The sequence below is a fragment of the Paraprevotella clara YIT 11840 genome, assembly GCF_000233955.1.
In the GTDB taxonomy this organism is placed as follows: domain Bacteria; phylum Bacteroidota; class Bacteroidia; order Bacteroidales; family Bacteroidaceae; genus Paraprevotella; species Paraprevotella clara.
In genome coordinates, this window is record NZ_JH376579.1 from 82,698 (window position 1) to 103,998 (window position 21,301).

The 21,301-nt window shown below is 50.4% G+C and carries 22 protein-coding genes and 1 tRNA gene; 7 read left to right on the forward strand and 16 right to left on the reverse strand.

The window, feature by feature from the left end; genetic code table 11:
• Positions 1–60: 60 nt before the first annotated feature.
• Positions 61–1,164, reverse strand: coding sequence for a hypothetical protein (locus HMPREF9441_RS01110; protein ID WP_008617071.1), 1,104 nt, complete (start codon positions 1,162–1,164; stop codon positions 61–63).
• Between the two features lie 29 nt (positions 1,165–1,193).
• Positions 1,194–1,919 carry a DNA repair protein RecO gene (gene recO, locus HMPREF9441_RS01115; RefSeq protein WP_008617072.1) on the reverse strand — a complete coding sequence of 242 codons (726 nt, stop codon included), beginning with the start codon at positions 1,917–1,919 and terminating at the stop codon, positions 1,194–1,196.
• A gap of 209 nt (positions 1,920–2,128) precedes the next feature.
• Here recO and HMPREF9441_RS18270 point away from each other — a divergent pair.
• A tRNA-Glu gene (locus HMPREF9441_RS18270) sits at positions 2,129–2,200 on the forward strand.
• 30 nt (positions 2,201–2,230) lie between these two features.
• On the forward strand, positions 2,231–2,485 hold the full coding sequence (rpsT, locus tag HMPREF9441_RS01120) for a 30S ribosomal protein S20 (protein ID WP_008617073.1): 255 nt from the start codon (positions 2,231–2,233) through the stop codon (positions 2,483–2,485).
• An 80-nt stretch (positions 2,486–2,565) separates the two neighbouring features.
• Here the strand turns inward: rpsT and HMPREF9441_RS01125 are convergent, their stop codons facing one another.
• Together HMPREF9441_RS01125 and pnuC are read right to left on the reverse strand one after the other, a co-directional pair.
• Positions 2,566–3,207, reverse strand: a complete 642-nt coding sequence (locus HMPREF9441_RS01125) for a thiamine diphosphokinase (RefSeq protein ID WP_008617074.1) — start codon at positions 3,205–3,207, stop codon at positions 2,566–2,568.
• Entirely contained in the window at positions 3,204–3,782 is a 579-nt protein-coding gene (gene pnuC, locus HMPREF9441_RS01130) for a nicotinamide riboside transporter PnuC (protein ID WP_008617075.1), read from the reverse strand. Before pnuC ends, HMPREF9441_RS01125 begins: the two co-directional genes overlap by 4 nt.
• A 220-nt stretch (positions 3,783–4,002) precedes the next feature.
• Between pnuC and gyrB the strand changes: the two genes are divergently transcribed.
• Positions 4,003–5,970 carry a DNA topoisomerase (ATP-hydrolyzing) subunit B gene (gene gyrB, locus HMPREF9441_RS01135; RefSeq protein ID WP_008617076.1) on the forward strand — a complete coding sequence of 656 codons (1,968 nt, stop codon included), beginning with the start codon at positions 4,003–4,005 and terminating at the stop codon, positions 5,968–5,970.
• A 123-nt stretch (positions 5,971–6,093) separates the two neighbouring features.
• Here gyrB and HMPREF9441_RS01140 read toward each other — a convergent pair whose 3' ends face one another.
• From HMPREF9441_RS01140 to HMPREF9441_RS01170, 7 genes are all read right to left on the reverse strand, one after another.
• Entirely contained in the window at positions 6,094–7,371 is a 1,278-nt protein-coding gene (locus HMPREF9441_RS01140; protein ID WP_008617077.1) for a hypothetical protein, read from the reverse strand.
• A gap of 304 nt (positions 7,372–7,675) precedes the next feature.
• The gene (locus HMPREF9441_RS01145) at positions 7,676–8,260 is read right to left on the reverse strand and encodes a DUF3109 family protein (protein WP_172634899.1); all 585 of its coding nucleotides are present in this window, start codon (positions 8,258–8,260) and stop codon (positions 7,676–7,678) included.
• Positions 8,261–8,287: 27 nt separating this feature from the next.
• Positions 8,288–8,950, reverse strand: coding sequence for a uracil-DNA glycosylase (ung, locus tag HMPREF9441_RS01150; protein ID WP_008617080.1), 663 nt, complete (start codon positions 8,948–8,950; stop codon positions 8,288–8,290).
• A 206-nt stretch (positions 8,951–9,156) separates the two neighbouring features.
• Complete coding sequence (gene gpmI, locus HMPREF9441_RS01155; protein ID WP_008617081.1) at positions 9,157–10,677, reverse strand: 2,3-bisphosphoglycerate-independent phosphoglycerate mutase; 1,521 nt, start codon at positions 10,675–10,677, stop codon at positions 9,157–9,159.
• A 364-nt stretch (positions 10,678–11,041) separates the two neighbouring features.
• Positions 11,042–11,353 (reverse strand): hypothetical protein, encoded by a 312-nt coding sequence (locus HMPREF9441_RS01160; protein WP_008617083.1) that lies wholly within the window; start codon positions 11,351–11,353, stop codon positions 11,042–11,044.
• Between the two features lie 57 nt (positions 11,354–11,410).
• A complete protein-coding gene (locus HMPREF9441_RS01165; protein WP_008617084.1) occupies positions 11,411–12,325 on the reverse strand; it encodes a helix-turn-helix transcriptional regulator in 915 nt (304 codons plus the stop codon).
• Between the two features lie 3 nt (positions 12,326–12,328).
• On the reverse strand, positions 12,329–12,952 hold the full coding sequence (locus HMPREF9441_RS01170) for a ribonuclease HII (RefSeq protein WP_008617085.1): 624 nt from the start codon (positions 12,950–12,952) through the stop codon (positions 12,329–12,331).
• 211 nt (positions 12,953–13,163) lie between these two features.
• On the opposite strand from HMPREF9441_RS01170, the gene HMPREF9441_RS19270 reads away from it, so the two are divergent.
• The 4 genes from HMPREF9441_RS19270 to HMPREF9441_RS01185 all read left to right on the forward strand — a co-directional run bounded on the left by HMPREF9441_RS19270 (position 13,164) and on the right by HMPREF9441_RS01185 (position 15,703).
• Entirely contained in the window at positions 13,164–13,559 is a 396-nt protein-coding gene (locus tag HMPREF9441_RS19270; RefSeq protein ID WP_008617086.1) for an antitoxin VbhA family protein, read from the forward strand.
• A gap of 66 nt (positions 13,560–13,625) precedes the next feature.
• A complete protein-coding gene (locus HMPREF9441_RS19275; RefSeq protein ID WP_009392051.1) occupies positions 13,626–14,288 on the forward strand; it encodes a Fic family protein in 663 nt (220 codons plus the stop codon).
• A 14-nt stretch (positions 14,289–14,302) separates the two neighbouring features.
• A complete protein-coding gene (locus HMPREF9441_RS01180; RefSeq protein ID WP_244949549.1) occupies positions 14,303–15,451 on the forward strand; it encodes a 6-bladed beta-propeller in 1,149 nt (382 codons plus the stop codon).
• 78 nt (positions 15,452–15,529) lie between these two features.
• Complete coding sequence (locus HMPREF9441_RS01185; protein ID WP_008617092.1) at positions 15,530–15,703, forward strand: hypothetical protein; 174 nt, start codon at positions 15,530–15,532, stop codon at positions 15,701–15,703.
• Between the two features lie 84 nt (positions 15,704–15,787).
• Here the strand turns inward: HMPREF9441_RS01185 and HMPREF9441_RS01190 are convergent, their stop codons facing one another.
• The 5 genes from HMPREF9441_RS01190 to HMPREF9441_RS01210 all read right to left on the reverse strand — a co-directional run bounded on the left by HMPREF9441_RS01190 (position 15,788) and on the right by HMPREF9441_RS01210 (position 21,299).
• Positions 15,788–17,002, reverse strand: coding sequence for an aminotransferase class V-fold PLP-dependent enzyme (locus HMPREF9441_RS01190; RefSeq protein ID WP_008617093.1), 1,215 nt, complete (start codon positions 17,000–17,002; stop codon positions 15,788–15,790).
• Between the two features lie 7 nt (positions 17,003–17,009).
• Positions 17,010–18,353, reverse strand: coding sequence for a Fe-S cluster assembly protein SufD (gene sufD / locus HMPREF9441_RS01195; protein WP_008617094.1), 1,344 nt, complete (start codon positions 18,351–18,353; stop codon positions 17,010–17,012).
• A 14-nt stretch (positions 18,354–18,367) separates the two neighbouring features.
• Positions 18,368–19,123, reverse strand: coding sequence for a Fe-S cluster assembly ATPase SufC (sufC, locus tag HMPREF9441_RS01200; protein WP_008617095.1), 756 nt, complete (start codon positions 19,121–19,123; stop codon positions 18,368–18,370).
• Between the two features lie 22 nt (positions 19,124–19,145).
• Positions 19,146–20,669 (reverse strand): Fe-S cluster assembly protein SufB, encoded by a 1,524-nt coding sequence (gene sufB / locus HMPREF9441_RS01205; RefSeq protein WP_008617096.1) that lies wholly within the window; start codon positions 20,667–20,669, stop codon positions 19,146–19,148.
• Positions 20,670–20,762: 93 nt separating this feature from the next.
• The gene (locus tag HMPREF9441_RS01210) at positions 20,763–21,299 is read right to left on the reverse strand and encodes a CvpA family protein (RefSeq protein WP_008617097.1); all 537 of its coding nucleotides are present in this window, start codon (positions 21,297–21,299) and stop codon (positions 20,763–20,765) included.
• Positions 21,300–21,301: the final 2 nt, after the last annotated feature.

The following is a 21,301-nucleotide window of genomic DNA, read 5'->3' on the forward strand; positions in this document are numbered from 1 at the left end:
GGAAAAAGATGCGGCTTTTTACCTCTTCCTTAAGAGACTGTTATTCCCTCGGACGACCTGTCAGCCTCGATATACGGACTTCCTCTTCAAATAGTCATCCAGACTTACGCCTTCCATACGTTCAAAACAGCTTCGGGCTGTTTTGGAGGACCCGAAGCCTACGACTACACAGTCGTTCACCGAACGAATCGTACCTTCGGCCACACCGCGCTTCAACGCACTGATACGGTAAGAATTGATGTAGTCGTGGCAATTATTGTAACCTTGACTTCGGAGGCACTGCAATAACAAATGGCGGTTGATTCCCGTGGCCTCGCACAGACGGTCGCGCCCGAATGTGTTGTCTTGCCACTCACGATCGTGTTGCATAAAGAATTCCACCCGCTCGAAACGACGCCGGTTGGCTTCGTTAAAGTCCTCCTTTTCGGCCTGCACGATAACCTCCTCCGTGGGTACTTCATCCACTTCTACTATCTCCGGCTTAGGCAAATGGATGGCCATGGTCTCCAATGTCCGATAGAACAAATACATATTCAGGAGACAGAACAAATAGAAATAGACCAATAACAACATGGCATTGAACACTGCCGTCACTACTATATAGAACACCATATTCAGCCCCATGGCGGTTACGTAACCCTTCAAATAACGGGGTATCTCGGCATTCTTGACCAACAAGCGGGGCAGACGAAGTATATTGGCCACATAATAGACAGACAATCCCAAACCGGCCAGACGGAACAACATGTCCGGCCCCCACCAGCAGTCTGCCAGTTCGGAATAGGTATGAACAATTACCGGACGGTTCCCCAAAAGCAGACTGACGACATACAATATAATAAGGAATATGGCCGGCGAAGCATAACGCCACATTCGTCCCCACTGCAAATATCCCGGCATAGGAATACTCAGAGGATAAATACCTTGCAGGAAACAAGTGCCCACCAAAGCCAGAAGCATGAAAGGATGAAGCAAACCGATACTTTCAAACCTGAGCAGATAACTGAACGGTATGGCTACACAGCATAGAGCACCGAATATACCCATAATCCACGCCAAGGAGAGATATTGTACTTTATATCGGGAATACAACGACAAGACGGAGGCCATCATCAAATGAATGGTGGCGATAACAACAATGGTGATAAGAATAAATGTCTGCATACCAGGCAAAGTTAATAAAAAACAAGGATTCAGGCAAAGACTTCTTTCAATACGTCCAAAGATTTCAGTTCGGGAAATTCCGGGACATGCAACCGGTAATAATCATTCAACACCTCGATATAGCGCTCCCGTTCCCTGCGGTTCATCGCAAAAAAACGCATGGAGTCGTAATTCATCCGCATAAAAATCGGAATGGCCGCCGCTTCTTTGGGTTCCAGATAGGCATGATGGAAAGGACGGGAAGGGACAAAACAGGCATTCATCATGTCGAAATAATCCCCTTCATGCCAGGCTTCCACATTGGGATAAAAGCCGAGAAAACGCGTCAACCGCGTGATGAAAACCAAATGGAAGTTGGAAAAAGCCCGCTCGCTGGCATCCAGCCATTGCAAAGAATAAAGTATATAGGAAAAGAGCGGGCCGCCTCCCGCCTCGTGTTTCAACACCCGGCACAGGAATTCGGCCAAGAACAAAGCAATGGAAGACTTATACGGGTCGTACGGCAGCGACTGGTAAGTATAATCGAACCGCACATCCCGTATGCGTTGCAAAGCCGACTTCTGCCGGTAGTCGAAATCTATTTCCAAGATGGAAAGCGGCCGAAAGAACACACCTTTAAGGGTTGCCTTACGCGATTTCGGCAACTTTACCATAAAAGACACCGTCCCGCGCGTGGCCGTATAGATATCCACAATCAAAGAATTATCGTTGTATTTTAGCGTACGTAACACCACGCCTTGCGTTTTTTCCTGCATAAATCTCTATTTTTAGGGACTAAAATTAGGAAAAACAGCCGAAATACGGGAAAAAATCACCAAAAACACATTTTTTTGAAAGATTTTCCTCGTTTTATTTTGTCGGTTCAAAGAAAAGCCATACCTTTGCATCGCAAATGAGAACGGTGGTCTGCAAATGACCTGAAAACGGTTTCAGAAAGCAAAAGAGCGAAAGCTCAAATCGCATTGGTCCCTTCGTCTATCGGTTAGGACGAGAGATTTTCATTCTCTAAAGAGGAGTTCGACTCTCCTAGGGACTACTAAGTTGAACGAATTATTTAAACGTAAAGATGGCAAACCATAAATCATCAGTAAAAAGAATACGTCAGGAGGAAAAAAGAAGACTCCACAACAGATATTACGCGAAGACCATGCGTAATGCTGTACGTAAGCTTCGCGCTACGACAGATAAGGCTGAGGCTACAGCGATGTATCCCAGTGTACAAAAGATGTTAGACAAATTGGCTAAGGTAAACATTATCCATAAGAACAAAGCTGCCAATCTGAAATCTAAATTGGCCGTTTATATCAACAAGTTGGGATAATAGATAATAATCATATATAGAAAAGAGTTGGAGTTTCTTCAACTCTTTTTTTGTATCCGTACGCATCAGGCAAGCCGCCCCTAAGAAACCGACGGCATATTGATGAACACTAAATATTCCCCTTCCCCGCGTATCACGAACTCTTCACCGGTCGCCTCGTTCAATGTCCCTTGCCACCAGTTGGTAAAATCACGCAAAGGATAGGCCAAACCTTCCCCACGTAAGCCTTGCGTACCGAAAGCAAAAATCGAAACCTGTACTCCCTTACGACAGAAAAAACGGCAATCCCCTTTCATCGGTACGAAAAAGCCGTAATCCGTATACATACGTACTTCTGCCCCCATCCGCATATATTCCATCAACAGACTGATGTTCCCCAGAGTATGGTCTTCCCTGCGCCCCGTGGCACCGACGATGGCAATCCGGCGAAATCCCTTTTCCATCAGATAGTTCACAGCCTTAGTCTGGTCGTTTGTCTCTTGGTCCGGATTATACCGGATAATGGACGCATATCTTTTTTGATTCTCCACGCTCAGCGAGTCTCCGTCCCCCACAATCCGGTCCGGCACACGTCCCGATGCCAAATAACGGTCGGCCGCTCCGTCACAACATACCGTAAAAGAAGCTGTATCCAGCATCCTCAAAGGCAAAGCCGACACAGGAAACTCCCCGTTCCCCACAACTACCGCTTCCGGCACGAAATCCCAATCGACCCGCCTCATTTCTCTTCTTCCATCATTTGTATCCATTTCTTATATCCTCCGATAGCAATTAGGGCATAAAGGCCATACAGCCCTGCCGTAAAATAAAGCTCCTTATAGACATACAATCCGCAGCAAACCACATCGACTACAATCCACACCAACCACTGCTCTACGTATTTACGGGCCAGCATCCATATTCCCACAATACTCAAAGCCGTCGTAAAACTGTCCGACCAAGGCACGTCACTATTGGTAAACTCTGTCAAGACCCAGGCAATCAATACCAAAGTGACCACAAAGACCGAGCACAAAGGCACATAAATCCGGGGAGGGGTATGGGTTATCGACAGAGCAGAAGCAGCGTCCTCCTTTCCGCCCCGTCCGTATTTCCAGCTCAACCATCCGTATGCTGCCGCCAACAGATAGTAAATATTGATAGCAAAATCCGCATACAATCCCGCTTCATAATACACGAAAATATAGATGGCCGGCATGACTATGCCTACTATCCACAAATAAATACTGGCTTTGTACTCCAGCCAAAGGTAAATCAGACCGACACATGTACCGGCTATCTCCAGATAATTATCCATCACCTCTTTTTCTCATTATTAAAAAACCGACATCATGCCCCGGCAACTTCTTTAAACGGCAAAATTACACTTTTCGACCGACGCAAGCAAACATCCTCGTCTAAACCCGACAAACCTATAGGATTTTCACGGTTACATAAAGGGCAAAACCCTCCTTTTTCCTTTCCCCTTTCAAAGTTTTTGCGTATATTTGTGCGTTAAATATGAACGAATTAAAACTATGTCAGAAGAAGAAATAAAAGGCACAAATTATTCGGCCAGCAGCATTCAGGTGCTGGAAGGACTGGAAGCCGTACGCAAACGTCCGGCGATGTATATCGGAGACATCAGCGAGAAAGGTTTGCACCACTTGGTTTATGAAACCGTGGATAACTCCATCGACGAAGCACTTGCCGGTTATTGTACGCACATAGAAGTCACTATCAACGAAGACAACTCCATCACCGTACAAGACAACGGCCGCGGTATTCCGGTAGACATGCATGAAAAAGAGCACAAGTCCGCATTGGAAGTCGTCATGACCGTACTTCATGCGGGCGGTAAGTTCGACAAGGGCTCCTATAAGGTGTCCGGAGGTCTTCATGGTGTCGGTGTGTCTTGCGTAAACGCCCTTTCTACCCACATGCTTTCGCAAGTCTTCCGGGAAGGCAAGATCTACCAGCAAGAATACGAATGCGGTAAGCCGCTCTATCCGGTCAAGGTCGTAGGCGAAACCGAACTTCGGGGCACACGCCAACAGTTCTGGCCGGACGGCAGCATCTTCATTACTACGACTTACAAATATGAGATTCTGGCTAACCGTATGCGCGAACTGGCATTCCTGAATGCCGGTATCACAATTACCCTGACCGACATGCGCGAGAAGGATGAGAACGGTGTGCCGCGCAGCGAGACATTCCATAGCAAGGACGGTCTGAAAGAATTCGTGCGCTACATTGATTCCAGCCGTATCCACCTGTTCAACGACGTGATATACCTGAACACGGAAAAGCAAGGGGTTCCTATCGAAGTAGCCATCATGTACAACAACGGTTATACGGAAAACATCCATTCTTACGTCAACAACATCAATACCATAGAAGGCGGTACGCACTTGGCCGGTTTCCGCACGGCACTGACCCGTACGCTGAAGAAATACGCTGAAGACGAATACGCCAAGGAATTGGAAAAGCTGGAGAAGAACAAAGTGGAAATCTCCGGCGAGGACTTCCGCGAGGGGCTCACCGCCGTCATTTCCATCAAAGTAGCCGAACCGCAGTTTGAAGGGCAGACCAAAACCAAATTGGGTAACAGCGAAGTAGCCGGCGCCGTACAGCAAGCCGTAGGCGAAGCCTTAAGCTATTATTTGGAGGAGCATCCGAAAGAAGCCAAACTGATTGTGGACAAAGTCATTCTGGCTGCGACAGCACGTGTGGCTGCCCGCAAGGCCCGTGAAAGCGTACAGCGCAAGAGTCCGATGTCGGGCGGTGGCATGCCGGGCAAATTGGCCGACTGTTCGGACAAGGATGCAGCCAACTGCGAATTGTTCATCGTCGAGGGTGATTCGGCCGGCGGCTCTGCCAAACAAGGGCGCAGCCGTCAATATCAGGCTATCCTCCCCATCCGCGGTAAGATATTCAACGTGGAGCGCGTCATGTGGCACAAAGCCTTTGAACATGAGGAAGTGAACAACATCATACAAGCTTTGGGCGTACGTTTCGGTTTAGGCGAAGACAGCAAGGAAGCCAATTATGAAAAGCTACGCTATTATAAAGTAATCATCATGACCGATGCCGATGTCGATGGTTCCCACATCGACACACTGCTGATGACACTTTTCTACCGCTACATGCCCGAACTCATCCAGAAGGGTCACTTGTATATCGCTACTCCTCCGCTTTATCGTTGCAAGAAGGGTAAAATCGAAGAGTATTGCTACACGGAAGCCGACCGCCTGCGCTTCATGCAACAATATAACAACGGTTCCGAACAAGGTATGACGACCCAACGTTACAAAGGTTTGGGAGAGATGAATCCGGAACAGTTATGGGAAACTACCATGAACCCGGAAACCCGCCTGTTGAAGCAAGTCACCATCGAAGACGCAGCCGGAGCCGATTACGTATTCTCCATGCTGATGGGAGAAGATGTCGGACCACGCCGTGAGTTCATCGAACAGAACGCTACTTATGCGAATATCGACGCATAAGCAACCTACAATCTTCATTTAACTATTAAGCCGCTTTAGCTTCGAACAATGAGCTAAAGCGGCTTAATAGTCAGAGGTAAGCCTTCATACCTCTCATAAGAAAACAGGCCTTTTTTCCCGCCATCAATAGGCAGCTTCCAATACGGTGGTATAGATACTTCTCAGAACGAGGTCATCTTCTTCAGAATAGTCCGTAAAGTTCTCTATCACATTGACACGGTTTCCATAGAAAACGGCTGTGGCTGTGGCTCCGTCGGCCATCTCACCCTCATCATAGGCATACAATGTACCATTGGCCTTATCTGCCCATTTCCAATAGGAAAGCTCCATCGAACCGTCACGGTAAAACTGCAAGTAAGTACCTGCCTGTGAGAAAAGCACACGTACCATTGCATCACCTCCTGTATCAAAAATACCGTCTTCCGCCCAATCTATACCGTAACGGTTCACATACGTAGTCACATCATCGGCATCCACACGGTAAATGGCATCATATATGGCTATGCGTTCCATATAATACTGTGCGCGTTCTTCCACAGTAGTCCACATGCGACAGAGATTGCCGGAATTTCCCGTCAGGTCATCGTCTACATTCGCAGCCTTCCGGACGGGTACATCCGTCACCGTACCATCACTGCCTATCAGCTTGAAGGCCGATATATTGCCGTTTCCGTCACGCCCGTCTATCACCAACGTGCCGAATCCCTCCAGGCTGTATTCATTGTCACTGATTTGTTCAAAACTTCCAGCTACCAATATCGAATTATTGAAATTGCGCTTGAACACCGGACGGCGGTTGAACAAACCGGCCACCTTTGTAGTCTTACGCGCCACGGCCTTCACGCTATAAGGATAAGACGAAGCCTTCATCGCCACATACTGCCCGCCAGCCGTCAGTTCAATAGAACTGTAAGGTATTTCAGTCGTATTGACTTCATATTTTCCGCTTACGTCCGCATAACGTCCGGCATCAGGCAAATCAACCGGAGCTGATGTATCATACTCAGGCGCCGACTGAGAAACATCGCCCCCTTCTTCGCCATCACCTCCGGATGCTCCCGGACGTAAGAAAACATCCTCATATCCATCCTCATCCACAGCAACCATTTTAGAGTTTGAAATCGAAACGATAGTCCAACGCATAACTTCACCATCGGCCGAGACGGTCAACGTTTTAGAAGCTGCATCATAAGTAAACGAGAACGGATAACTCTCGCCATCCTCTACAAGCACGCCACTGCCATTGGCATTGAATGTGATTTCTTCTCCGTACCACAACCATGTCCCTAATAACTCTTTAGGTGCACCAACGTCTCCCTCATCATCATCGTCGCACGACACAAAACTTACTCCCACCATCAAAGCCAAGAGCAATGTCCATAAATAACTTAACTTTTTCATAACTTAATGTTTTTAATTAATAAGTAATCGCTCTCTTCCCAAGAGAGCGACTGACGTATTTAAAACATTATGAATGAATGCCAGACGATGGTGCCAAACCACATGATTTAAAGCAGCTTGCTCATTTTGTTGGACAATGCTAAAAGATTTTGCATTGTTCTTTCTTCTTTCTCAAATAATTATGGTATTTTTGCATTATCAGTCGCTCTCTTGGGAAGAGAGCGACTGATATTTTTTTACTTTCGCAGAACAAGCCTATACTGTCGGACGGTTTACGATTCACATCATCCCTGCATATCGGATTTCATTCCAAGTAGCCCTGTTCTTTCAATTCCTTCACTGCACTTTCCAGTTCCGTATACCATTCTTCGCCGAAACGGCGTATGAGCGGTTCTTTCAGGAAACGGTAAACCGGAAGATTCAAATGCCCGCCCTTCATCACGGCCATTTTGCATACATCCCAACGATGGTAGTTCAACGCCACACAATCACCAATCTTCTTCAAACGGATGGGATAAAGATGGCAGGACAACGGTTTGTAGAACGAACTCTTCCCTTCGCGGTAAGCTTTCTCCAAAGCACAATAACAATAACCGCGCTCGTCATAACACGTGAACACACAATCTTTTCCGTTGACAATGCTGGTGACCAAATCGCCATCCTCATCCGTATAGACAACCCCTTGCCGGTCGATCACAGCCTGAGCCGAAGCCGACAACCAAGGCCATACCACCGGCAAAGCCTCCTCCAGCTCGGCCACTTCGTCCAATTCCACAGGTGCACCCGCATCTCCCTCTATGCAACACTCCCCCTTGCATGCATCGAGGTCGCAACAAAACTTCTCGCTCAGGCAATCGATAGAGATAATGGTATCGTCTATCTGAATCATAGGTATACGGTCGTTCTTCATGACATCCTACCAGTTTATCGGTGTTTCCCCATGTTGCTCCAAATAAGCATTGGCCAAGCTGAAATGCCTGTTCCCGAAGAAACCATGGAAGGCAGACAACGGAGACGGATGAGCCGAAGCCAGTACCAGATGTCGGCTACGATCGATAAACGCTCCTTTCTTCTGGGCATAAGAACCCCAAAGTATAAAAACCAGATGTTCACGCCCCTCGGCCAGTGCCTTGATGGCTGCATCGGTGAATTCTTCCCATCCCTGACGCTGATGCGAACCGGCCTGATGGGCACGTACCGTCAGTGTGGCATTGAGCAACAACACACCCTGCTCCGCCCAACGGGTCAGGTTCCCGCTTTGCGGCACAGGTGTCCCCAAATCCGTCTGTATTTCCTTGAATATATTCTGTAAGGACGGCGGAAAGGGGACTCCGTCATTGACGGAAAAACACAAACCATGCGCCTGCCCTGGCCCGTGATAAGGGTCTTGTCCGATAATAACCACCTTCGCTTTGTCATACGGACAGAGGTTGAAAGCATTAAAAATCAACTTTCCCGGAGGATAACAAGTCGTCGTACGATACTCCTGACGAACGAAATTCGTCAACTTCACGAAATAAGGCTTCTCAAATTCCGGAGCCAAATGCTGTTTCCAGCTCGGTTCTATTTGTACATCCATAAACTATTTCTTTAGAAAGACAAAAATAAAGCTTTTTTTCGGTAATCCGGAGATTTATTCCCATTTTTGAGACCATCGGCACATCAAAGGCTTCTCCACGCCATGATAGAGAAGAAATGCCGACACACAAGAGAGGACAAAAAAAGGGCAAGGCCCCCACGCCCCTGACAGCGGAAACCTTGCCCGAAAACTTCTATTCGAAGAGATTAATCTTTTATCAAGTTCTTGCCCGTCATGTCGGCAGGTTGTTCCAACCCCATGATATGCAGGATGGAAGGTGCTACGTCGGCCAGAATACCATTTTCAACCTTAGCCTCCTTGTTGGCCGTCACATAAATAAACGGAACAGGATTCAATGAATGCGCCGTATTGGGCGTACCATCCGGATTCACGGCATTGTCGGCATTGCCATGGTCGGCAATGATAATCACTTCATAATCGTTCATGGCCTTGGCCGTCTCCACTACTTCTTTCACGCATTCGTCCACGGCCTTCACCGCTTTCTCTATGGCTGTATAAATACCCGTATGGCCGACCATGTCGCCATTGGCAAAGTTCACCACAATGAAGTCATACTTATCTTCCTTGATGGCAGCTACAAGCTTGTCTTTCACCTCGTACGCACTCATCTCCGGCTTCAGGTCGTACGTAGCCACTTTCGGAGACGGAACCAAGATACGGTCTTCACCCTCGAACGGAGTCTCACGCCCTCCGTTGAAGAAGAACGTCACATGGGCATACTTTTCCGTCTCAGCCGTGTGCAACTGCTTCAAGCCCTTCTTGCTGAGGTATTCGCCCAACGTGTCCTGCACGTTCTCTTTCGGGAAGAGGATGTGCACGCCCTTGAAACTGGCATCGTACGGCGTCATGCAATAGTACTGCAAGCCCGGTATCGTCGCCATACCCTGCTCCGGCATGTCCTGCTGGGTGAGCACTACGGTCAGCTCCTTGGCACGGTCGTTGCGGTAGTTGAAGAAAATCACCACGTCGCCTTCCTTGATAGTTCCGTCGACCGTAGAATTGTTGATAGCCTTCACAAATTCGTCAGTCACGCCTTCGTCGTACGACTCCTGCATGGCAGCCACCATATCCGTTGCCTGCTTGCCCTCGCCTTTCACCAAAAGGTCGTAGGCCTCTTTCACACGCTCCCAACGCTTGTCGCGGTCCATGGCGTAGAAACGGCCGATGATGGAAGCGATGACGCAACCCGTCTTTTCGCATTCAGCCTGCAACTGTTCGATGAAACCCTTACCGCTTTTCGGGTCGGTGTCGCGGCCGTCCATGAAACAATGCACGTAAGTATGTTCGATGCCGTAAGTCTTGGAAATGCCGCACAACGTGAACAGATGATCCAACGAGGAATGCACACCACCGGTAGAGGTCAATCCCATCAAATGCACGCTCTTGCCGTTCTGCTTGGCATATTCGTAGGCAGAAACTATTTCGGGATTCTTCAAGATGCTGCCGTCGGCACAGGCACGGTTGATTTTCACCAAATCCTGATACACGATACGGCCTGCGCCGATATTGAGGTGACCCACCTCGGAATTCCCCATCTGTCCGTCGGGCAGTCCCACGTTCTCACCCGAAGCCTGCAACTGCGACATCGGATAATTCTGGGCCAAATAGTCCATATACGGTGTCGGAGTGTTGAAGATTACATCACCCTTGCCGTGATTACCCATTCCCCAACCGTCGAGAATCATTAAAAGTGCTTTCTTTGCCATAATTTTATATTTTTTAGAATGATTATCCTTCTCGTTATCCGTGCAAATTTACGAATAGTTTTCGAGAATACTCCCGCCTGCGAAGGAATTTCACACCTTTTATCTCTATGCCCTCCCCATACCTCCTGGTACGATGGGCAAAAAGACAAAACTTTTTCAAGCCCCTGCCATTCGTTTCCACGATGTGCTGAGAATGGAAAATCAATCTCAGCCGAACGAAAAATCAATCGCCTGAGATTGATTTTCCGTTTGGCGCAGAAAAAAATCCGAAATTAAGGAGGAACATAATACACTTATAAACAAGCTATTGCAATCTGCCGGCATTTCAGGTCAGACAGTCCTCAAAGCCCTCCGACCGTACCGTTTATTTCAATCCCGCACGACGGCACTGCGCCACCGTCAAGGCAAACCATCCCAAGAACAAAAAACGGACAAAAGGAGAAAACGGGATCGGAAAAACCATCAGGACAAAAGCCAGTTGTGCATGAAGAAGATGCAGCGTCTGCAAAGGGGTGACGCGAGTTTCCAACAAACGGCTGTAGAACGCGGAAAGGGAGTGCACCGCCTTGCTGCGCAAACAATAACCTTTGAGAGCCGCAAATACGGGAGGACGGGAAGCCGCATACTGTCCGGAACGGACGGAAGAGGACGGCAGAATCATTTCTTTCTTCATCATCGTAAAGTTTTAAAGGTTGAACTTCATGACGCAAAGAAACGATACCGCCGTGTCAATCTACGACACAACACCTACTTTTTTTGTTAAATCTTTGATTTTCTCCTGCAAAAACAGCTTGAATTCGGGAGACTCCAGCACTTCCACATCCTCAAACAGCCCTAACACGAACCGTCCCACGCCCTGAAAACTACACACATCCGTCGACAACAACCAATGATCCGCCCCGTCGGGCTGCAACGAGCGGACGGCCTGCGGACATTCTTCCTTCAACAGGTTGCACGCCAAACGGCCGAGCCGCAACACGACCCGGTGGCGTTCCTCGCCGCTGAAACGGAACAGGTCGGTGTACACCCTCGCATGCTGTTCTTCGTGGCTCCACAACAAATCCAAAACTTCCACCCTGCCGATACGGCTCACCTTGAACGTCTTGTTCTTGCCACTTTGCAGTTCGTAACAGCGAATTCCGTCGTGATGGTCCAGAAACAAATAGGGTTCCACCACACGGTCGCTCGTCTGGTTGCTGTGGGCGGAACTGTAATCGTGCAACACCACCTGACGGTGGAGTTTCACGGCTTCGTACAACTGCTGAAGCTTTTCTGCCTGCCCCGGGTCGGCTTCCACCGCATTCAATATCCCGAAATCATAAATACGCTCCAGTTTATGGCGCAAATGACGCACCTGTACATCCGTGCCGGAGGCCATGTCGAGCACGTGCCGCAATGTGAGTGCCTCGTCTTCGGTGAAATGGACTAACTGGGTGATTTCCTTAAAGAAAGGCGATGACTTATCAAGACGGTAAACGTTACCCTGCTTGACCACCTCGAAACCGATGTCGCGGAACAGTTCCAGATAACGATACAACGTACGGCGGCTCATGTCCAGCTTGCGGCACAATTCCTCCAGGGAATATTCACGGTTTTGCGTGAGCAGCACCATCAGCCTCAACTGCCGTTCAAAAATACCCAGTTCCATCGGTCATCGCCCTTTCGTCTCGGCGGGAGCAAAGAGTTCCATCTGTCCGTCTCCCAACAGGTTATAACTCATCCGGTGATAGGGCGTCACGCCATGGCGGCGGATGGCTTCACGGTGCGCCTTGGCCGGATAACCTTTGTTGGAATCCCAATGGTACACGGGATATTCCTCATGCAAGCGAAGCATATAATCGTCGCGGTAAGTCTTGGCCAAAATGGAAGCGGCGGCAATGCTCATATATTTCCCGTCGCCTTTCACTACGGTGGTATGCGGCAAGTCCCGGTAAGGCTTGAAACGGTTTCCGTCCACCAAAAGAGCCTCCGGACGAACAGCCAACTGGTCGAGTGCCCGGTGCATGGCAAGGAACGAAGCGTTGAGGATATTGATTTCGTCGATTTCCTGCGGCGTGACGACACCTACGGCCCATGCCAATGCGTCCCGCTCTATCTGTTCGCGCAACAAATACCGCTTCTTTTCGCTCAACTGTTTGGAGTCGTTGAGCATCTCATTGCGGTAATCTTTCTGCAGGATGACCGCCGCGGCGTACACCGCCCCGGCCAGACAGCCGCGCCCGGCCTCGTCGAGACCGGCCTCTGTCACATCTGGATTTAAATACGGTAATAACATGGTGGCAAAGATAGTGAAAGGTGAGAGCAGTTGCAAGCCAAAAGCTTGCTTTTGAGCGAAAAACTGCCGAGCCGCCTCCTATCTTCGTATTTATTTTCCTACCCGAAAACAAATTCTTTGCAAAAAGCATCTGACATACAATAAATCTCTGTAATTTTGACCACTAAGAATCATTTTTCGATATCAAATTCACCTGAAACAATAGATTTATATGATTGACTTCGACGAATATATACGCCAAGGCGAACCGCAAAAGCGAGAGAAAAGTTACGCATGGCAAACAGCCATCGGCCTACAAGCTGTAGACGGGCTGAAGCCATCCGATTACCTCATCGAGACAGCACGCAAAGATATTGAAGGCGAAATTACATTTAATGAAGCCAAACAACTGATAAGAAGCTATTACCAATCGAAAGCATCGCGTACTCCCGAAGATTCGGAAACGTACGAAGCCGATACCGCATCGACCCACATCCGCCAACTTCTTACCGAAAAGACTTTCGCCTTTACATTGGTCGGACTGACATCCATTCATCGCCGGATCTTTGAAGGTATATTCAAGTTTGCAGGACAGATACGCGACTACAACATTACTAAAAAGGAATAGGTTCTTCGTGGCGATACGGTACTATATGTTTCTGCCCCCGATATTCGTAAGGCTATCGAATACGATTTGGAACAAGAACGCCAATTCGATTATTCCAAAGTAGACCCAAACGGACTGGTGAACCATATCTCCCAATTCGTATCGGGTTTATGGCAAATCCATCCATTCGGTGAAGGAAACACCCGAACGACTGCCGTATTTACAATTCTCTATCTCCGTTCCATGGGTTTCAATATAACGAACGACCTATTCGCCCACCACTCGTGGTATTTCCGTAATGCACTGGTACGAGCCAACTACCAGAATATCCAGAAAGGCGTTATGCGTGATTCAGAGTATTTGAAACGCTTTTTCCGCAATTTGCTGCTGGGAGAAAACCATGAATTGCGAAATCGGTATATGATAGTCCATGCACCGGAAGAATGGGTTACGGAACAGACACAACACGAAACCCGAACAAGTACCGAACAACCTACCGTACAAGTAACCGAACAAGTTCGTACCCTATTGCTCGCCCTGTCTGACGGACAGTTGCCATTAAAAACCTTGATGGAAAAAGTCGGTTTGAAGCACCGTCCGACATTCTTGGGAAATTATATAGCTCCATCTTTGGAAGCCGGTATCCTCAAAGTACTTTACCCCGACAAGCCCAATCATCCAAGACAAAAATACTTGCTCACAGTTAAAGGTCTGGCTTTATATAACGACTTAAAAAAGCTTCCGCAATGAAAAGACATAATCCTATGAAAAAGGCATTTTACTTCTTCGCGGTCTTGCTCCTCCTGTCTTGCCACCACGCGTCCCAAAAAGGACATACGGTTTCCGTCCGCATCGACCCGGACGAAGCAGAAAACTCCATTGCCGCCGACGAGTGGCTGGACACGGCCGATTGCGCCCTCATCCCCTTGGCCGACACGGAAAAACCGATAACAAACGCCACCCGTCTCAAGACACACAGAGACAAGATATACATTCTGGACGAAGAGACGCATTGCCTGCATGTGTTCCACGCGGACGGGACACTCGACTTCTCCATAGACCGGCGCGGAAAGGCGGGCAACGAATACTTGTGGCTCTCGGACTTCCATGCCACGGACGAACGCCTTTACCTGTTGGACCATATCGGGCAAAAGATTCTGGAATGTGACACACAGGGGCGGTTCATCCGGAAGAGGGACATAGACGGCTATTATGCCAACAGCATTTTTGCCACAGACGAAGCCTTGTTCCTCGTCAACGAAGGCAGCACGCCCGAAGCCGGGGCTTTCCACGTTTTCCAGTTTGACCGTGAAGGCACGTTTCGGAACAAGTTCATCCCCTTCAATCCGGACAGGGGGTTCGGCTCAAGCAAGGAATATGACACGGACGGACAAGGCGGCCTCCTCTTCTGCCAAGCCCCGGACGACACCGTGTTCCTCATCACGCCGGAAGGATGCATGCCACTCGTGCACATCGACTTCGGGCGACACGCCCTCCCGGAGGAATACCATCACCTGAACCTATTGGAAATCATGCGCAAAGGACTCTACCGGCAATACGTGACGGGCATCAACAGGATTTTCGGGAACGGAAAGCTTGTTTTCCTGCAATACCACTACGGTGACGACTGGAACTGGATAGTCTACGACCGTGAACGGCAGGAAGTGGTGAAGCATGGGCGGACGTTGGATGTCAACCATACGTATCGCATCGAACTGTGTGAGTTTGCCATGGAAGACGGCTATGTATACGAAATCTGCCCGGCTTTCGACTTCCTCATGCACGTGGAACATTTCATGCCGCGCATATCCCCCGAACCGCGCTACCGAAAAGAACTGGAAGAAACGGCCGCACGGCTGACGGACGTATCCAATCCCGTACTCGTCCGTTATAAATTCAAACACGCGGAATGAAAAGGGATTTTATCGTCTTTTTCACGAGTTTGAAACAATAAACGGTTACCTTTGCCCTGACTAAAAATCATAAAGATTATGGATACACAGATTTCATTCGGCATTGAAGAAACAACTGACGGATTTTTAGCTTATCAACTGCAAAATCCATCTTGTTATGCTTACGGTTCAACCGAAGAAGAAGCTTACGAAGCACTCTACACCCTGACGCACGAAGAAAGGGATATGTACACGTGGGAGGAGTGGAACTAAAAAGCGTATCAAACCATCCGTGCCCCGAAGACTTGGCATTGCAACCTGTCCTCGGGGCACGGATGTATAATTAAAGAGGGAAGCTCAGAACATTTTAGCCACCCGCTCTATCCCTTCCACCAGCGCGTCCACCTCGGAGCGGGTGTTGTAGAGGGCGAAGGAGGCGCGCACCGTGCCCTCCACGCCCAGGCGGCGCATCAGCGGCTCGGCGCAGTGGTGGCCCGTGCGCACGGCGATGCCCAGGCGGTCGAGCAGCGTGCCCATGTCCAGGTGGTGGATGCCGCCCACCAGGAAGGAGATGACGGCATCCCGCTCCCCGGCCTGGCCCAATATGCGCATGCCGGGAATCCGGCGCATGCGCTCCAGTGCATAACGGGTCAGTTCCTGCTCGTGCGAATAGATGTTGTCCATGCCCAAGGCGGAAACGTAATCGAGGGCGCGCGCCAGCCCCGTGGTGGCCACGTAGTCGGGCGTGCCGGCCTCGAACTTGAACGGCAGTCCGTTGAAGGTGGTATGCCCGAAAGTGACGTGCCGGATCATCTCGCCGCCTCCCATATAAGGCGGCAGCCGGTCGAGCCACGTCTCTTTGCCATAAAGCACGCCCACGCCCGTGGGGCCGTAAATCTTATGTCCGCTGAAGGCAAAGAAATCCGCATCGAGCGACTGCATGTCTACTGCAAAATGTGGAGTGCTCTGCGCACCGTCCACCAATACGGGCACGCCGTGGGCATGGGCGATGTCAATCATCCGGCGCACGGGGTTGACCGTGCCCAGCACGTTGCTCACGTGCGTCACGCTGACGATGCGCGTGCGGTCGTTGAAGAGCCGTTCGTATTCGTCCAGCATCAGTTCGCCACGGTCGTTTATCGGAACCACCCGCAACTTGATGCCCTTGCGCGCCTGTAGGAGTTGCCAGCTCACGATGTTGGAGTGGTGCTCCATCTCGCTGAGGATGACTTCGTCGCCCTCGCGCATGAAGGCCTCGCCGAAGCAGGAAGCCACAAGGTTGATGCTCTCCGTCGTGCCGCGCGTGAACACTATCTCGGCCGGCGAGCGGGCATTCAGGAAGCGGCGCACCGTCTCGCGGGCCGCCTCGTGCAGCTCCGTGGCCTGCTGCGAAAGGAAGTGCACGCCCCGGTGCACGTTGGCGTTCACGTTGTAGTATTCGTCCGTCATGGCTTCCACCACGCAGCGGGGCTTCTGCGTCGTGGCCCCGTTGTCCAGATAGACCAACGGACGACCGTAGACCTCGCGTCCCAGGATGGGGAAGTCTTTCCGTATCTCTTGTATGTCGTACATCTTTCTCTTATTTACATAGTTTGCATCCCGAACAACGGCTCAACTCGCCACGGAAACGCTTCTCCACCAAATGGTGCAGGCGGTCGCGCAAGGCCTCCAAGGAGATGGCGTCGATGACTTCGCCCGCAAAAGCGAACTTGAGCAACATCTGTGCCTCTTCGCGGCTGATGCCGCGCTGCTGCATGTAGAACAGGGCCTGTTCATTAAGCTGTCCCACCGTGGAACCGTGGCTGCACTTCACGTCGTCGGCATAAATCTCCAACATGGGTTGGCTGTACATGCGGGCTTCCTTGGTGGCACAGAGGTTGGCGTTGCGTTCGTTCGAAATCGTATGCTGCGCGCCCTGCCGTACCAGAATCCGTCCGGCAAAGGCGCCTACGGAACGCTCGTCCATCACATATTTATACAACTGGTTGCTGACACAATGCTCGGCACGGTGGTCTATCAGGGTGTTGTTGTCCACGCGCTGCTCCTTGTCGGCTATCACGCAACCGTAGAGGTTCGACTCGGCTCCTTCGCCGTCCAACACCAAATCGGTACGGTTGCGCGTCTGACCGTTGTGCAACGTAATGTTGTAGAGGTTCACCACGCTGCCGCGCTGCTGCCGCACATACATGTTGCTGAAACGCCGGTTCTTCACGTGTGTCTCCTCCAATTCATACAACTCCAGACGGGCGTTTTCTGCCGCAAAGACTTCCACCACCTGGGTGGTCAGGAAATTGCGGTCGTCCATCGCATGGTCGCAGAAAAGCAACCGCGCCTGCGCGTTTTCTTCCAATACGACCAATACGCGGCGGTTGGCCATCAGGTCCACGTCAGAACGCAGGATGTTCACCACCTGCAACGTACGTTCCACCACCACGCCACGCGGCACGTAAATGAAGAGTCCGTCTTGCACCAACATCGTGTTCAGCGCATTAATCGCGTCTTTCTCCGTACGGGCCAGTTTGCCGTAGCAGGCCGACACCCGGTCGGGATAATCCTCGGCCGCCTGCTTCAGGGAGCATACCACCACGCCTTCGGGCAACGCGGCGGCCGGCAGCGACTTCCGGTAAAAAGCGTCGTTCACCACAAAATAAAGCGAAGTGCTCAGGTTCGGCACGTCGCACCGGAAGGCCTCGTAAGGATTGACGGAAAACTCTACCCGGTTCAGGTTCAGCCCGTAGTCCGGCGCAAAGGCCGCCGGCACGTCCGTATATTTATAGCGTTCCACTTTCTGCGTAGGGAAACCCTGGCGGGTGAAATCCTCAAAAGCCTTGTCGCGCAAGGCGTTCATCGCCCCTGCACTATGGCTGTCGAGCATTTCCCGGCATCCTGTGAAAATATCTATGTATTGTTGTTCGCTATTCATTGCCTCTCAAGTTTTTAAACGGCCGAAGTTTCGGCCTTGATCCAATCGAAACCCTTGTTTTCTATCTCCACGGCCAGTTCCGGGCCTCCGCTTTTCACGATACGCCCGCCGAGCAGCACGTGCACCACATCCGGCTTGAGGTAGTCCAGCAAACGTTGGTAATGGGTGATGACCAAAGCCGAAGTTTCCGGCGTGCGCAATTTGTTGAAACCTTCGGCCACGATGCGCAAGGCATCCACATCCAGTCCGGAATCCGTCTCGTCGAGGATGCTCAACTTGGGTTCGAGCATGGCCATCTGGAATATCTCATTACGCTTCTTCTCCCCGCCGCTGAACCCTTCGTTGACGGAACGGTTGGCCAGCTTGCTGTCCAGTTCCACGACCTTTCGCTTCTCGCGCATCATCTTCAGGAAATCTCCCGCGCTCATCGGTTCCATCCCGTGATACTTGCGCTTGCCATTGATGGCCGCACGCATGAAGTTGACCATCGACACACCGGGAATCTCCACCGGCTGTTGGAAGGACAGGAAGAGTCCTTCGTGCGCCCGTTCTTCCGGTTTCATGGCCAACAAGTCCTTGCCATTGAACGTCACGCTGCCACTCGTCACCTCGTATGCGGGATTTCCCACCAATACATTGCTCAACGTACTCTTTCCGGCTCCGTTCTGCCCCATCAGGGCATGTATTTCCCCCGGATTTACCGTCAGGTTGATACCCTTCAATATCTCTTTGCCATTGATACTGGCATGCAAATCTTTTATCTCTAACATAATGTCTGTCTTTTAAGTTTGTCTATCCTACCGTGCCTTCCAATGACACATTCAGGAGTTTCTGCGCCTCTACGGCAAACTCCATCGGCAGTTTGTTGATTACATCCTTGGCATAACCGTTCACAATCAGTCCCACGGCCTCCTCGGTGGGAATGCCGCGCTGGTTGCAATAGAACAACTGTTCTTCCGAAATCTTCGACGTGGTGGCTTCGTGCTCCACGATGGCCGTCTCATTACGTACGTCCATATAGGGGAAAGTATGCGCCCCACATTCGCTGCCTAACAACAGAGAGTCGCACGAGCTATAATTGCGTGCCCCATTGGCTTTCGGCGCCACACGCACCAACCCACGATAGGAATTCTGGCTTTTGCCGGCCGATATTCCTTTACTGATAATCGTACTCTTCGTGTCGCGCCCCAAGTGAATCATCTTTGTGCCCGTATCGGCCTGTTGGTAATTGTTGGTCACAGCCACACTGTAGAACTCAGCTTGGGAATGGTCTCCGCTCAAGATGCAACTGGGATATTTCCAGGTAATGGCAGAACCGGTCTCCACCTGCGTCCACGAAAGCTTGCTGTTCGCCCCGCGCAGGTGCCCTCGCTTCGTCACTAAGTTCAGCACGCCGCCGCGCCCTTCGGCATCGCCCGGATACCAGTTTTGTACCGTACTGTACTTCACCTCTGCGTTTTCGTTCACCACGATTTCCACAATGGCTGCATGCAACTGGTTCTCGTCGCGCATCGGTGCCGTACAACCTTCCAGATAGGACACATAGCCCCCGTCGTCGCACACGATGAGCGTACGTTCGAATTGTCCCGTATTCCGCGCGTTGATTCGGAAATAGGTGGAAAGTTCCATCGGGCAACGCACGCCTTTGGGAATATAGACAAAGGAGCCGTCACTAAACACTGCGGAATTCAACGCCGCGAAATAGTTGTCACGATAAGGGACTACCGAACCTAAATATTGCTTTACCAAATCCGGGTACTCACGCACGGCTTCGCTGATGGAACAGAATATGATGCCACGCTCCGAAAGTTTTTCCTTAAAGGTGGTCTTCACGGACACAGAGTCCATCACGGCATCCACCGCCGTACCGCTCAGTGCCAGACGTTCCTCCAACGGGATTCCGAGCTTGTCGAAGGTTTTCATCAACTCGGGGTCTATCTCGTCCAGAGACTTCGGCCCGTCCTTCTTCATGCCTTTCGTCGGGTCGGCATAGTAGGAAATGGCCTGGTAATCTATCTCCGGCATCTTCAAGTGCGCCCACGACGGCTGTTTCTGCGTCTGCCAATAACGGAAAGCCTGCAAACGGAACTCAAGCAACCATTCCGGTTCTTCCTTTTTGGACGAAATGAGACGCACCACATCCTCGTTCAGGCCACGCTCTATGATTTCGGTCTGCACATCGGTACTGAAACCGTACTCATATTTCTTATGCGCCACCTCACGGACAAACTGATTTTTCCCTTCGTTCGGCCCTTGTCCGTCCTTAGGAACGTCCCCACTTCTCTTATCTTCTTCTTTTTTATACATTTCTTTCATATCTCTCACTTATAGCCAAAGAGAGGAATGCTCCATAAGTACACCTTATGACCGCATTCCTGTCCTTCATCGTATTATGTAATAAGGTAATAGCTACCTTAACTGCTTTTTCGGGTCTTGCCCGCAGGCCGGTGAAGCCGCATCTTCCACAACCCTGACCACATGCGTCTTGCACACGTCGAACAGCTTATCGGACATGGCACGGACCGGATGATACAGACGGGAATGCTCGCCCGTCGAGCCGGAAATCAGATGTATCCTGAACGCGACATTCAACGCACAACTCAGAAACACCATGTATTTCAATCCGCCCAACAAAGCTCCCCCCAAACGGTTCAACCCTCCTAATTTCACGGTTTCCACAGCTTTAGTCAGCATATACGCCAACAGCGACAGCCCGACCGGAACACCGATCCACAAAAGAATGAATGCCAACGCCCGTCCTACGGATACGTCGCTTCCTATATAGGGAGCTATCCAATCGCCCAACGCGGAATAAAGCATGAAGGCCACCCACAGCCCCGCTAAAAACCCCACAATGGAGACGACCTGACGAAAAAAACCGCACATCAGTCCCTTGACAAAGCCCACTAAGACCACGGCCAGAATCAGAATATCCAGCGCATTCATCA